Origin of the sequence: Streptomyces sp. NPDC007095 (assembly GCF_040634475.1) — a bacterium.
GTDB lineage: Bacteria > Actinomycetota > Actinomycetes > Streptomycetales > Streptomycetaceae > Streptomyces.
Map to the genome: position 1 here is coordinate 1 of NZ_JBEYFS010000291.1, position 12,439 is coordinate 12,439.

The window sequence follows — 12,439 nt, forward strand, 5'->3', positions numbered from 1 at the left end:
GCATGGCGTCGCGGGGCAGACGGGAATTTGACGACAGGGCCTAGGGCCTGTCGTCTGGATCAGGCCTGGGCCGCGGGGTCCGGCGCTCGGCGCGAGCGGGGCCGTTCTGTGCGGGGCTCCCCCGATCCCCACGCGCGGGTGACGTCCTCTTGTCGGAGTCCAGCTTTCCGGGACACGCCGATGATCCTGTCCGAGACCACCGGCCGCCTCGAACTGCGGCGAAGGGGGCCCGTATCTGCTGCGGGCGCCGGCCGCGCAGGCCCGGGGCGAACAGGCCGGGGCCGGCGCGCACGTCCGGGCGCCCACGGGCACCGGCCGGTGGATCTCCCTGCGGGCCTGGCCCCTAGAACAGGGCGGCGAGCCGATCGTCGTGGTCTCCGTCGGCCCAGCCGAGCCCGCCGACCGACCGCGCTGGTCCTGGACGTGTACGGGTTGTCGCCGCGCGCCCGGGAGATCGCCCGGCACTTCCTGCTGGGCCGTTCGACGAGCGAGATCGCCGGGCACCCCGGGGTCTCCGGGTCCACGGTGCAGGACCATTTGAAGCGGGTCTTCGACAAGGTGGGGGTGTGCAGCCGCCGCGAGCTGGTCACCGAACCGTTCTTCCGGCACTACATGCTCCAGCTGGCACACCCGCCCCTGTAGACCGACGGCCGGCTGCTCGGCCCGGAGCACGACGGCCAGGGGTGGTTGAAGGGCGAACTCGGAACTGCCGGGCGGACTAGGTGTGCTTGAGTCCCAGCACTTCCGCCGCGGCGAACGTCTCCCCCGGTGGCCGCTGCGCGTAGTACGGGCCGAGCAGTGCGTCGAGTTCGTCGTAGGTGAAGGCGTCCTGTTTGGTGTCGAACTTGGCGGCCACCCGCGGCCGTTCGACGACCGCGACCATGCCGCCGTGCACGACGAGCAGCTGTCCGTTGACGTGCGCGGCGGCGGGCGAGGCCAAATAGCCGACGAGGGGCGCGACATGCTCGGGCGCGAGGGGATCGAGTCCCTGCTCGGGCACCTCGAACCCGTGGAACACGTCTTCGGTCATCCGGGTCCGGGCGCGCGGGCAGATGACGTTCGCCGTCGCGCCGTACTTCGCGAGCGCCAGCGCGGTCGAGGTGGTCAGCCCGACGATCCCGCCCTTGGCCGCCGCGTAGTTGGGCTGCCCCGCCGAGCCCGCGAGGAACGCCTCCGAGGAGGTGTTCACGATCCGCCCGTACACCGGCCCGTCCGCCGCCTTGGACCGCGCCCGCCAGTGCGCGGACGCGAAGTGGGTCGTGTTGAAGTGCCCCTTCAGGTGGACCCGGATGACGGAGTCCCACTCGTCCTCGGACATCGAGAAGACCATCCGGTCGCGCAGGATGCCCGCGTTGTTGACGAGGATGTCCAGCTTCCCGAACTCGCCGGTCGCCAGGTCGACCAGCTCACGGGCCCGTTCGCGGTCGGAGACGTCCCCGGTGTGGGCGAGGGCGTGGCCGCCCGCGGCGCTGATCTCGGCGGCGACCTCCTCGGCGGGGGTGGCCGAGGCCGCGCCGGAGCCGTCCCGCCCGGGCTGCCCGTAGTCGTTGACGACTACGGCGGCACCCAGGCGGGCCAGTTCCAGTGCCTCGGTACGGCCGAGCCCGCGCCCCGCGCCGGTGACGATCGCGGCGAGCCCTTCAAGTGGCAGTGACATCGAAGTCCTCAGCAGTCGTGACGGCGGTCGTGGGAAGCAGGTGGCGGCGGTCGCGGGGGGTCAGATCTCGATGCACGTACGCAGCGCGGTTCCCGTCCGCATCTGGTCCAGCGCCTCGTTGATCCCGGACAGCGGCACCCGGTGGGTGATCAGGCTCTCCAGGTCGATGCGGCCCGCACGCCACAGGGCGACCGTCCGCTCGTACGACCGCAGGACGTCTCCGCCGCCGTACATGGACGGCAGGATCCGCTTCTCGTCGAAGAACAGCTCGAACATGTTGAGCTGCAGGAAGTCGTCCATGGCGCCCGCGCCGACGATGACGAGGGTGCCACCGCGCCGGGTGTTCTCGTACGCGGTGCGGGCGGTGGCGGAGCGGCCGACGACCTCGAAGACGTAGTCGAAGCCCTCGCCGCCGGTCACCGACTGTTTCGCGCCCGGGAGTTCGTCCGGCGAGACCGCCTTCGTCGCGCCGAACCGCAGCGCGGCCTCCCGGCGCGAGGCGACCGGGTCGACGGCGACGATCTCGGCGGCGCCCTTGAGGCGCGCGCCCTGGATCGCGGAGATGCCGACACCTCCGCAGCCGATCACGGCGACCGACGAACCGGCCGCCACGTCCGCGGTGTTGAGGGCGGCGCCGAGGCCGGTCGTCACTCCGCAGCCGATGAGGGCCGCGATGTCGAAGGGCACGTCGTCCGGGATCGGCACGGCGGAGCCCGCGTCGACCACGACCTCCTCGGTGAAGGTGCCGGTACCGGCGAAGCCGAAGACGTCTCCGCCGGGGCGCCGGAAGTTGGGCGTGCCGGCGTTCATGAACCCGGCCAGGCACAGCTGGCTCTGGCCGCGCTTGCAGGCGGGACAGACGCCGCAGGCCGGCAGCCAGCAGACGACGACCCGGTCGCCGGGCTTGAGGTGGGTGACGCCCTCGCCGACCTCGACGATCTCCCCGGCGCCCTCGTGGCCGGGTACGAACGGCGCGGGCTGCGGCAGTACGCCGCTCATCGCGGACAGGTCGGAGTGGCACAGCCCGGTGGCCCGTATCCGGATCCGCACCCTGCCCGGCCCGAAGCCCACCGCCTCGATGTCGTCGAGGACTTCCAGCTTGTCCTGGCCTATCTCGTGCTGTACGGCTGCGCGCATGGTGCGGCTCCCCTCGACAACGGGCTGGTCACTGACGGGCTGGACTCAGGAGTGTGTGCCGTTCCGGGCTCAGGAGTGTGCGACGACGGTGTCGGCGAGGACCGGCGCGTCGTCCCGCTCGACGGCGCTCACGGCCACCCGGACGCTGCCGTCCCGCCGCCACATACGGATGCGCAGGGTCTCCCCCGGGTACACGACCCCGGCGAAGCGCGTGGTGTACGAGCGGACGCGCGCCACGTCCCCGCCGAGCAGCGTGTCGACGACCGCCTTGAGCGTCATCCCGTACGTGCACAGCCCGTGCAGGATCGGCCGGTCGAACCCGGCGAGCTTGGCGAACTCGGGGTCGGCGTGCAGCGGGTTCCAGTCGCCGGAGAGCCGGTAGAGCAGCGCCTGCTCCTCGCGGACCGGGCGCTCGACGGTCCGGTCCGGCGCGCCTGCGGGCTCCTCCAGGCGGGTGGAGGGGCCGCGGTCGCCGCCCCAGCCGCCCTCTCCCCGTACGAAGATCTGGGCGTCGTTCGTCCACAGGGGTCCCTCGGCGTCGGCGACCTCGGTGCGCATGACGAGGACGGCCGCCTTGCCCTTGTCGTACACGGCGGCGATCCGCCCGGTGGCCACGGCCTTGCCCTCGACCGGGATCGGGCGGTGCAGTTCGATGGTCTGGCCGCCGTGCAGGACGCGGGCGAGGTCGACGTCGACGCCGGGCATGGACAGGCCGCTGATCACTCCGGGGGAACTGGCGCCCGCGACGGTGGCGAAGCTCGGCAGGACGTGCAGCTTCGATTCGAGGGTGTAGCGCAGCTCGTCGGGATCCGTCGCCGGGACGCCCGCTCCGAGGCCGAGGTGGTAGAGCTGGACGTCCTTGCGGTCCCAGGTGAGCTCACCGCTGCGGGGTTCGGCGGCGAGGGCCTTGGCGGCGTCGATGGGCATGGGGCTCCTGATCAGTAGCGCGAAAGACCTCGGTGCGGCCGTCCGCACCGTCGGCCGCACCGAGGTCGACACTGGCCGATCTAGAACGCGTTCCAGTCCGGCGACCCTTGTATAGCCCAGCACTCGGCAGTTGTGAAGGCTCCTGACGCTGTGTCAGGTCAACGGTCCGTCCGCCCGGCCGTGACATTTGTCCTGCCGGAGTCCGTACAAGCGCATCTGCCGGGCAGGGGGCGCGGATTCGTACCGTCTGAGGCATGACACAGACAGGTGGGACAGAGCGTGCCGTGTCCTTCACGGGGGCGGTCAAGGCGTTCGGCGCGGTGCGCGCGGTGGACGGGGTCGATCTGGAGATCGGGCGCGGCGAGACGGTGGCGCTGCTGGGGCGCAACGGTGCGGGGAAGTCGACCACGATCTCCCTGCTGCTCGGCCTGAACGAGCCGGACGAGGGGACGGTCGCGCTCTTCGGCGGCCCCCCGCAGGCGGCGGTGCGTGCCGGGCGGGTCGGCGCGATGCTTCAGGAGACCCGGCCGGTGCCCCGCGTGACCGTCCGCGAGCTGGTCTCCTTCGTCGCGGGCCGCTATCCCGCGCCGCTCCCGGTCGCCGACGCGCTGGAGCTCGCGGGGATCGGGGATCTGGCCGGGCGGCGCGTCGACCGGCTCTCCGGCGGACAGGCGCAGCGGGTGCGGTTCGCGGTGGCGCTCGCCGGGAACCCCGACCTGATCGTGCTCGACGAGCCGACCGCCGCGCTGGACGTGGAGGCGCGGCGCGCGTTCTGGGACTCGATGCGGTCCTATGCGCGGCGTGGCCACACCGTCCTGTTCTCCACGCACTACCTGGAGGAGGCCGACGCGCACGCCGACCGGATCCTCGTCATCGACCACGGCCGGCTCGTCGCCGACGGCACCGGCGAGCAGCTCAAGCGGTCGGTGGGCGGCAATCTGGTCTCCTTCGACCTCGCGGGCCGGGGCACCGAGGGGCTGACCCTGCTGCCCGGTGTGGTGTCGGTGGAGGTGCGCGGGGACCGGGCCCGGCTGCGCACGGACGACTCGGACGCGACGGTGCTCGCGCTGGCGGAGCTCGGTGCGGTCCGCGGTCTGGAGGTCGTCCCCGCGTCCCTGGACGACGCGTTCATGGCGCTCACCTCGCATGTTCTGGAGACGGTGTGATGCTGGACTATCTGCGGCTCGAAGTGCGCCGGACGCTGCGCGACGCCGGCTTCGTCGTCGGCGGCATCGCGATGCCCGTGATGATGTATCTCCTGTTCACCAACCTCGGTGACGGCAGTGACGGCGGCTGGAAGACCGGCTCGATGATCGGCATGGCCGCGTACGGGGCGGTGGGCTCGGCCCTGAACACCGGCGGCGGGGTCGCCGAGGACAAGGTGATCGGCTGGCTGCGGCAGCTGCGGGTGACACCGATGACCCCGCGCGAGGTGGTGCTCGGGCGGACGCTGACCGGCTCGGTGACCGTGCTGCCCGCGATCGCCGCGGTACTGGCGGCGGGCGGCCTGGTCAACGGCGTACGGCTGGAGGTCTGGCAGTGGGCCGCGGTCGCGGTGCTGCTGTGGCTCGGCTCGATACCCTTCACCCTGCTCGGCCTCGGCAACGGCTACCGGCTCACCGCGCAGACGACCGGCGTCGCGAACATGGTGTGCAACCTCGGGCTCTCGGTGGTCGGCGGCCTGTGGTTCCCGCTCACGCTCTTCCCGGGCTGGCTCCGGTCCCTGTCCGGCTTCACACCCACGAACCGCATCGCCCAGCTCGGCACCTCCGTCGCCGACGGCAACGCACCGGCGCTCGGTGCGGTGGTGGTTCTCACAGCTTGGCTGCTGGCCTTCGGTTCGTACGCTGTGGTCTCGTACCGCAGGGCCGCGCGGACCATCTGAAGCGGACCGTCCGAAGGGGGAGCGGGGACATGTCCTGGATGCGAGAGGTCACCTGCCAGGTGAAGGAGTGGCGGGCGGCGCGGGCGCGCTGGCGGGCCGACATGGAGCGCTTCAAGGCCGAGCGGCGGGCCGCCCGCAAGAGCGGCGGGAAGATGCCCGAGGACCCGGGCCCGCCGCCCACCGGCTTCGCGCTGCTGCCATGGCTGCTGATGGGGATGGGCGCCTTCTCCAACCTCCTCCAGGGCAAGACCGCGAACCCCTGGATCGGCGGCCTGGGTCTGTTCACCTTCAACTCCCTCTACATCTACGTGACGTTCCGCGCCTTCGTGAAGGAAGCGCGCGAGGCCCGCTCCACCAAGGTGGCGCTCGTCCTGATGGGCCTGGTCACCTGTGGGCTGGCCCTCGGGTACGGCGGCAGCTGGCTGTACTTCTTCCCGCTCCTCGGCCTGGCCACCGGCGCGGTGCTGCGGGGCCCGCGGCTCGGTCAGATCGGTCTCGGCCTGACCGCGCTGGCGGCGGTGGTCTCCTTCGTCCGGGCGGGCTGGGACGCGGTGAACGTCGCGTACGGCACCTTCCTGTCCACCATGGTGACGGCGGCGATCCTCTCCCTCTCCGAGGCGGTACGGGAACTTCGCGCCGCCCGCGAGGAGCTGGCCCGCCGTGCCGTCGAGAAGGAGCGCCTGCGCTTCTCCCGCGACCTGCACGACCTGCTCGGCCACACGCTCTCCGTCATCGTGGTGAAGTCGGAGGCGGCCCGTCGGCTGGCCCCGCGCGACCTGGACGCGGCCCTCACCCAGATCACGGACATCGAGTCCGTGGGCCGGCAGGCGCTGACCGAGATCCGCGAGGCGGTCACCGGCTACCGCGAGGGCAGCCTCACCACAGAACTGGACCGGGCCCGCTCCGCCCTGTCCGCGGCGAGCGTCGACCCCGTGGTCCGCCAGTCCGGTGCCCCGCTGACCCCGCAGAACGAGGCCCTGCTGGGCTGGGTGGTCCGGGAGGCGGTGACGAACGTCGTACGGCACAGCGGCGCGACCCGCTGCGAGATCACCGTCGAGGGCGTACTGGACGGCCATGTCCGCCTGACCGTCACGGACGACGGCACCGGCACGGGCGCCCCCGCGACCGGTCCCGCCGAGGGTGTCGGCGGCACCGGTCTGAAGGGCCTGACGGAACGCCTCGCGGCGGCGGGCGGGTCTCTCAGGGCCGGCCCGTCGCCGCGCGGCGGCTTCACGGTCACCGCCGAACTCCCGGTGGAGGCAGCGGACTTGGCGTCTTCTTCGGTGGCTACGGCGCCCAGGGAGCCGTGACCGCCCAGCTCACGTCGTCCGTCCACGAGGTGGCGCTGTCGAAGGTGTTCGAGCCGCCATTGCTCGCTATGTAGACGTTGTAGTTGTAGTGCCGGAGGTATCTCGTCGGGTAGTTGTACGACGCGAACGAGGTCCCCGTCCCGCTCTTGCCGGTCCCGGCGCAGAACGTGGCGTCCTGTCTGAACTGCGTGGTGCCGACCATGGGTTGCCGGTAGAGCTGGTAGTTGTAGTGCCGCAGGAAGTCGCCCGGGTAGTTCCGTGACTCGAAGGAATAGCAGGAGCCGTCGGCGAGGCCCTTGCGCACGATCCAGGTGGCGTCGCTCTTGTCGAGCGTCGAACTGCTCGACGTGATGGCCGAGATGACCGCCGCGTTGTTCTGGTGGCGGATGTAGTCGGTCGAGCAGCACGAGGTGGTCGCACGCAGCGAGATCTCCGACCCGGCCGTCAGCGAACCGGTGCTGCCGGTCGCACCGCCGTAGCCGACGGAGACGATGTTTGCCTGGACGGAGTCGTCGGCGGCGTCCGTCGGGATGCCCGAGGTCATGACGCCCTCGAAGAAGGACCCGATGGAGCCGTTGCTGTTGTCGCCGCCGGTGCCCAGGACGATCGCGCCCTCCTGATGCATGGGCGAGTAACCACTCGTGGTGGGTTCACCCCCGGAATAAGTCGTCGTGAGACTGCCCGATTGGGCGTTGCCGTATTTCAGTGCGAAATGGTCCTGACCGTTGTTTTTCAGCAAAGCGGTCACGAACGGCATTGACCCGGTGCCGGTGTTCGACGTGTTCTTGCTGTAGCCGGAGTCCGACTGGAACAGCCCGTTCTCCAGATCGGCCTGCACCCAGGGGCCCTGGCCGTAACAGGGCGAGAACCAGCACTCGGTGCCGAAGTTGATCGCGTCCATGTGGCCGTTGCCGGTGTCCTTGTTGTTGGTCTCGGCGTTGCCGTAGTCGAAGCAGCAGCTGCCGTTCACATGGGTGCCGGAGGTCACCATGTACATCCCCTCGGCCGCCCCGTTGGTGGCCACGCCCGAGGTGGAGTTGTCCCGGTAGCCCATGCCGGCCGAGATCTCCAGGCCGTAGACCTGGTGGCCGCCGACGGTCACCGGCAGCGCGTCCGCGGGCGCCCCGACGTCGGCCGCGCCCGCCCCGCCCGCGCCCTCGACGGTGAGGTCGTTGTGGCGCGCGGACTGGTCGTAGATCTTGGTGATGATGCAGGTGGTGCCGGCACAGAAGGAATCCTGTGCCGCCGCGTTCGCGTATCCGCCGGCCGCCAGGAGACCGATGTTCGCGGTCACGCTGTCGGAGGCGCGCTGCACCTGGTAGAGCGAGCCGTTGTACGACGAGTAGAGCGCCCTGACGAGGCTGTGCGCGGCGACACAGGGCGTGCCGGCGGCGGCGTAGACGTCACAGGGGAGCGATCCCGCGGCGGTGGCCGCCGGGGCGCCGACGGCGAGCGCGACGACGGCCGCCAGCACCGACAGCACGGCGAGCACGGCGCTTCTTGAGCGCGACGATCTTGGGAACACGGTGCACCTCTTCCGTTCCTGGTAGGACAGTGCGGGTACCCGGTCGAAATACCGGACAACGTTCGATCGAAATACCGAACCCATTCCCGGTCGAAATGTCGAACGTTTACGAATATCGGCTCGGCACAGGAACGGCAAAGGCGATCACGGAATGTCGAGGCGATTGTTTGCCTCGAGTCAAGGGCCGTCAAGACGCGCGGAGTCGAACCATGGAGAGTTTTTAACGACCGGCGAAGTGCGCACCACGACGGGTCACGCGCCTTCCCTCGCCCTACTCTTGGCCCCGTGAACGAGATGCCCCGGGACCACCGGCCCGCGAAGTCCGTACGTGTCCTGCTTGCCGAGGATCAGGGAATGATGCGGGGCGCGCTCGCCCTGCTGCTGGGGATGGAGCCGGACATCGAGGTCGTCGCCCAGGTCGCGGCGGGCGACGCCATCGTGGACGCGGCGCTGACGCACCGCCCGGACGTGGCCCTGCTGGACATCGAGCTGCCCGGGATGAGCGGCCTGGACGCCGCCGCCGTACTGCGCGAAGAGGCGCCCGACTGCCGGGTGCTGATCCTCACCACCTTCGGCCGGCCCGGGTATCTGCGGCGCGCGATGGAGGCGGGCGCCGCCGGGTTCCTGGTCAAGGACGGCCCCGTGGAGGACCTGGCCGAGGCGATCCGGCGGGTGCTGACCGGCGAGACGGTCATCGACCCGGCGCTCGCCGCCGCCGCGTTGAGCGCCGGACCCAATCCGCTCACCGCCCGTGAGTGCGACGTCCTGAAGGCCTCGGTGGACGGCGCCACCGTCGCCGACATCGCCTCGAAGCTCCACCTCTCCGAGTCGACCGTCCGTAACTACCTCTCCTCCGCGATCGGCAAGACGGGCACCCGCAACCGCATGGAGGCGATGCGGGAGGCCCGCCAGCAGGGCTGGCTCTGACGTCCTGCCGCCCGCCTCACCGCTCGCGAAGCTCCTACTTCGTCACCGCCACCGCCTTGTAGGTCCTTCCCTCCGGTCCCAGGCACACGAACCAGTCGGACCGGGAACCGTCCGCCGGGCGGATCGCGTCCTCGAAGTCCCCGACGATGCCCGTGCCCGGGGCGGGCCTCGACGCCTCGGTCGTCGTGCCGTCGTCCCAGGTGCAGGTGACCTCCTGGGCGGTCGTGGCGACCTGACCGACCACGAGCCGCTGATCGGTCCTGCTCGTCGCCGTCCTGCTGGTCTCCAGGGGCATCGCGCCGGACTTGAGGTCCGTGCCCGCCATGGTGTCGCCCTTCTCGAAGGCCCCCAGCAACTTGATCGACGTCTTGCCGTCCAGGGTCAGGCGGACGAAGTACGAGCTCTTGCCGATGAGCTCGGAGGCATCGCGCACGTTCACCCACGGCTTGCCGAGCCCGGACCCGGTCATCGCGTCCAGTTGGCCCTGCGCCTCCGCCTTGTTCCGGGGCGCGCCCCAGACGTCGATGACGACCTTCCACTTCTTGCCGTGCTCGGTTCCCCTGGCCAGGTCGCTGTACTGCGGCTCGTACAGATGCCGCTCGTCGCTCGCCGGCGGGCGCGTCGCCGCCGGCGCGACCCGCCGTGCGTCACCGTCCGTCGCCCCGGCCAGCGCCAGCGTCCCCGTCGAACCGGCGATCACCAGCGCCGCCGCTGCCGCCAGTGCCCAGCGGCGGGCCTTGCGGCGGCGGCCGCCGCGGATCACCGCCTGGTAAGGGGCTATGCCGATCTCCGCCTCGTCCGCGGCGTCGGCCAGCAGGAAGGCGATGTCCCTGTGTGTCATGTCGTGGTTCGTCTCCCGGTCCGCGCTCATCACTTCCGCCCTCCGTGCGTCACCATGTCCGCCAGGCCCGGTATGGCGCGCAGCTTCGCGATCCCCTTCGCCGCGTTGCTCTTCACCGCGCCCACCGAACAGCCCATCGCCTCCGCCGCCTGGCTCTCGCTCAGGTCCTCCCAGTACCGGAGGACCACCGCCTCGCGCTGGCGCGGCGGCAGTTGGCCGAGCGCGGTCAGCAGGGCGCTGCGGTCGTCGGCCTGGGCGATGCGGTCACCGTGGTCGGGCAGCTCGTGCGTGAGCCCCGAGTCGTCCTTCGGCGCCAGGAACTCCTTGAGCCTTCTGCGGTGTTTCCGGGCATGCGCGTTGATCATCACGCGCCGTACGTAGGCCTCCGGGTCGTCGGCCGCGCCGACCCTGCGCCAGGCCACATAGACCTGCTCCAGCGTCGTCTGGACCAGGTCCTCGGCGGCGTGCTGCTCCCCCGTAAGGAGAAATGCCGTACGCATCAACCGCGGCCAGCGGCCGATGACAAAGCGCTGGAACTCCTCGTCCCGAGCCTGCTTCCGATCCCCCATGGGCACCTCCTAGATGTACAAAGGAGTCCACGAGGACCGGATTTCGTTGCCTCGGCGAGCGGAGATCTTTCCTTGCCTCAGCGAGCGGAGATCTTCGAGGGCAGCCACAGCAGCATCAGCACCGCCCCGCCGAGCAGCACGTACCCGCCCGTGCGGAAGGCCAGCGCGTACCCCGCCGTCAGTGCCTCGGCCGTCGAGCCGTTCCCCGTACGCGAGGCCGCGATGGTCGACATGACGGCGAGTCCGAGTGAACCGCCCATCGTGCGGGAGGTGTTGACCAGCCCCGACACCAGACCGGCGTCCCCCGGCGCCGCGCCCGAGGTCGCGAGCGAGGCGAGCGGGGTGGCGGCCAGCCCCGCGCCCGCCATCATCAGGATCCCGGGGAACATGATCGCCGTCAGGTACGAGCCGTCGGCCGTCATGGTCGACTGCCAGCCGAAGCCCGCCGCGGCGACCAGCGACCCGATGACGGCGACGTTGCGCGCCCCGACCACCGGCATGAGCCGCGGTGCGAGCTTCGAGCCGAGGACCACCGCCAGTGAGCTCGGCACCAGCGCGAGCCCGGCGCCCAGCGGCGAGTAGCCGAGCACGTTCTGCTCGTACAGCGTCATGAAGAACCACATGCAGAACATCGCGGAGCCGCACACGAACATGGCCGCGTTCGCCGACGCCACCGCCCGCACACCGAGCAGTCGCAGCGGCATCAGCGGCACCCGCGTCCGTGCCTCGACCAGGAGGAACAGGCCGATCAGCACGAGCCCGGCACACAACGGTACGAGGGTCGCGGCAGCCGCCCACCCCTCCGCCTCGGTCTGCACGATCCCGTACGCGAGGGTCGCGAGCCCCGCCGTCACCAGCAGCGCGCCCGGCAGATCGAGCCGCCGTCCGTCCCCGGCCCGGCTCTCCACGAGCCACCGTGCGGCGCCCGCCAGCACCGCCGCGCCCACCGGCACGTTGATCAGCAGCACCCACCGCCACGACAGGCCGTCCACCAGCAGCCCGCCGACCAGACCGCCGGCCGCCCCGCCCCCGGCGCCGACCGCCGTCCAGGTCGCGATGGCCCGCGCGCGGGCGGCGCCCTCCGGGACCGCCGAGGTGAGGATCGTCAGCGTCGAGGGCGCGAGCACCGCCGCTCCGAGCCCCTGCGCGGCCCGCGCGACCAGCAGCTGCCAGCCCTCCTGGGCGAGCCCGCCGCCCAGCGAGGCCACCGTGAACAGCGCGAGCCCGACGAGGAACATCCGCTTGCGCCCGTACAGATCACCGGCCCGCCCGCCGAGCAGCATGAACCCGGCGAAGGCGATCGCGTACGCGTTGACCACCCACTGCAGGCCCGGCGCGCTCAGCCCCAGGTCGGTCCGCATGGACGGCAGCGCCACGTTCACGACGGACACGTCGAGCACCACGAGGAACTGTCCGGCGCAGGCGAGCGCCACCACCAGCCAGGTGGGCGGCGCGACGCGAGCTGATATTCGGGTGTCTTCCACGGCTCGAAGCATGGGTGTCATGCTCTCAACCGCCCTACGGTCCTTGCATCGGGATTTCGCCGCACTCACCCCTCGGCCACGGGACCTAGGCCCTGTCGTCAAATTCCCGTCTGCCCCGCGACGCCATGCACGCACTCTCACCGCACCAGGCACAGACCCAAGTACGTCCAGTACGAG

Annotated in this window: 12 protein-coding genes; 5 read left to right on the top strand and 7 right to left on the bottom strand. The window is 71.1% G+C overall.

Annotated features, from left to right (window positions below):
* Positions 1-423 precede the first annotated feature (423 nt).
* Positions 424-642, top strand: coding sequence for a helix-turn-helix transcriptional regulator (locus ABZ656_RS51405; protein WP_360278735.1), 219 nt, complete (start codon positions 424-426; stop codon positions 640-642).
* 76 nt (positions 643-718) lie between these two features.
* Here the strand turns inward: ABZ656_RS51405 and ABZ656_RS51410 are convergent, their stop codons facing one another.
* The 3 genes from ABZ656_RS51410 to ABZ656_RS51420 form a co-directional block, all read right to left on the bottom strand.
* Positions 719-1,657 carry a 3-oxoacyl-ACP reductase gene (locus ABZ656_RS51410; RefSeq protein ID WP_101405455.1) on the bottom strand — a complete coding sequence of 313 codons (939 nt, stop codon included), beginning with the start codon at positions 1,655-1,657 and terminating at the stop codon, positions 719-721.
* Positions 1,658-1,717: 60 nt separating this feature from the next.
* On the bottom strand, positions 1,718-2,794 hold the full coding sequence (locus ABZ656_RS51415) for a Zn-dependent alcohol dehydrogenase (RefSeq protein ID WP_360278738.1): 1,077 nt from the start codon (positions 2,792-2,794) through the stop codon (positions 1,718-1,720).
* A gap of 69 nt (positions 2,795-2,863) precedes the next feature.
* Positions 2,864-3,721 (bottom strand): MaoC/PaaZ C-terminal domain-containing protein, encoded by an 858-nt coding sequence (locus tag ABZ656_RS51420; protein ID WP_360278741.1) that lies wholly within the window; start codon positions 3,719-3,721, stop codon positions 2,864-2,866.
* A 254-nt stretch (positions 3,722-3,975) separates the two neighbouring features.
* Between ABZ656_RS51420 and ABZ656_RS51425 the strand changes: the two genes are divergently transcribed.
* Genes ABZ656_RS51425 through ABZ656_RS51435 form a run of 3 tightly spaced genes read left to right on the top strand, consistent with a single transcriptional unit; the run spans position 3,976 to position 6,916 of the window.
* Entirely contained in the window at positions 3,976-4,887 is a 912-nt protein-coding gene (locus ABZ656_RS51425) for an ABC transporter ATP-binding protein (protein WP_360278744.1), read from the top strand.
* Positions 4,887-5,606: an ABC transporter permease gene (locus ABZ656_RS51430; RefSeq protein WP_101405451.1), complete on the top strand. Its 720-nt coding sequence runs from the start codon at positions 4,887-4,889 to the stop codon at positions 5,604-5,606. Before ABZ656_RS51425 ends, ABZ656_RS51430 begins: the two co-directional genes overlap by 1 nt.
* Positions 5,607-5,635: 29 nt before the next feature.
* Positions 5,636-6,916, top strand: a complete 1,281-nt coding sequence (locus tag ABZ656_RS51435) for a sensor histidine kinase (protein ID WP_101405450.1) — start codon at positions 5,636-5,638, stop codon at positions 6,914-6,916.
* Here ABZ656_RS51435 and ABZ656_RS51440 read toward each other — a convergent pair.
* Positions 6,894-8,408, bottom strand: coding sequence for an alpha-L-arabinofuranosidase B (locus ABZ656_RS51440; protein WP_360278748.1), 1,515 nt, complete (start codon positions 8,406-8,408; stop codon positions 6,894-6,896). The two genes, ABZ656_RS51435 and ABZ656_RS51440, sit on opposite strands and share 23 nt — an antisense overlap.
* A 327-nt stretch (positions 8,409-8,735) precedes the next feature.
* On the opposite strand from ABZ656_RS51440, the gene ABZ656_RS51445 reads away from it, so the two are divergent.
* Positions 8,736-9,368 (top strand): response regulator transcription factor, encoded by a 633-nt coding sequence (locus ABZ656_RS51445; RefSeq protein WP_101405448.1) that lies wholly within the window; start codon positions 8,736-8,738, stop codon positions 9,366-9,368.
* 34 nt (positions 9,369-9,402) lie between these two features.
* On the opposite strand, the gene ABZ656_RS51450 is transcribed toward ABZ656_RS51445, so the two are convergent.
* The 3 genes from ABZ656_RS51450 to ABZ656_RS51460 all read right to left on the bottom strand — a co-directional run bounded on the left by ABZ656_RS51450 (position 9,403) and on the right by ABZ656_RS51460 (position 12,283).
* On the bottom strand, positions 9,403-10,239 hold the full coding sequence (locus tag ABZ656_RS51450; RefSeq protein ID WP_180362538.1) for a hypothetical protein: 837 nt from the start codon (positions 10,237-10,239) through the stop codon (positions 9,403-9,405).
* Positions 10,239-10,778, bottom strand: a complete 540-nt coding sequence (locus ABZ656_RS51455; RefSeq protein ID WP_101405446.1) for a SigE family RNA polymerase sigma factor — start codon at positions 10,776-10,778, stop codon at positions 10,239-10,241. Before ABZ656_RS51455 ends, ABZ656_RS51450 begins: the two co-directional genes overlap by 1 nt.
* 77 nt (positions 10,779-10,855) lie before the next feature.
* A complete protein-coding gene (locus ABZ656_RS51460; RefSeq protein WP_101405445.1) occupies positions 10,856-12,283 on the bottom strand; it encodes an MFS transporter in 1,428 nt (475 codons plus the stop codon).
* Between the last annotated feature and the right edge of the window lie 156 nt (positions 12,284-12,439).

Coding starts and splice junctions, on each gene's coding strand:
- ABZ656_RS51430 (WP_101405451.1), top strand. CDS start 4,887: ATGCTGGACTATCTGCGGCTCGAAGTGCGCCGGACGCTGCGCGACGCC.
- ABZ656_RS51420 (WP_360278741.1), bottom strand. CDS start 3,721: ATGCCCATCGACGCCGCCAAGGCCCTCGCCGCCGAACCCCGCAGCGGT.
- ABZ656_RS51425 (WP_360278744.1), top strand. CDS start 3,976: ATGACACAGACAGGTGGGACAGAGCGTGCCGTGTCCTTCACGGGGGCG.
- ABZ656_RS51455 (WP_101405446.1), bottom strand. CDS start 10,778: ATGGGGGATCGGAAGCAGGCTCGGGACGAGGAGTTCCAGCGCTTTGTC.
- ABZ656_RS51435 (WP_101405450.1), top strand. CDS start 5,636: ATGTCCTGGATGCGAGAGGTCACCTGCCAGGTGAAGGAGTGGCGGGCG.
- ABZ656_RS51450 (WP_180362538.1), bottom strand. CDS start 10,239: ATGAGCGCGGACCGGGAGACGAACCACGACATGACACACAGGGACATC.
- ABZ656_RS51460 (WP_101405445.1), bottom strand. CDS start 12,283: ATGACACCCATGCTTCGAGCCGTGGAAGACACCCGAATATCAGCTCGC.
- ABZ656_RS51410 (WP_101405455.1), bottom strand. CDS start 1,657: ATGTCACTGCCACTTGAAGGGCTCGCCGCGATCGTCACCGGCGCGGGG.
- ABZ656_RS51445 (WP_101405448.1), top strand. CDS start 8,736: ATGCCCCGGGACCACCGGCCCGCGAAGTCCGTACGTGTCCTGCTTGCC.
- ABZ656_RS51415 (WP_360278738.1), bottom strand. CDS start 2,794: ATGCGCGCAGCCGTACAGCACGAGATAGGCCAGGACAAGCTGGAAGTC.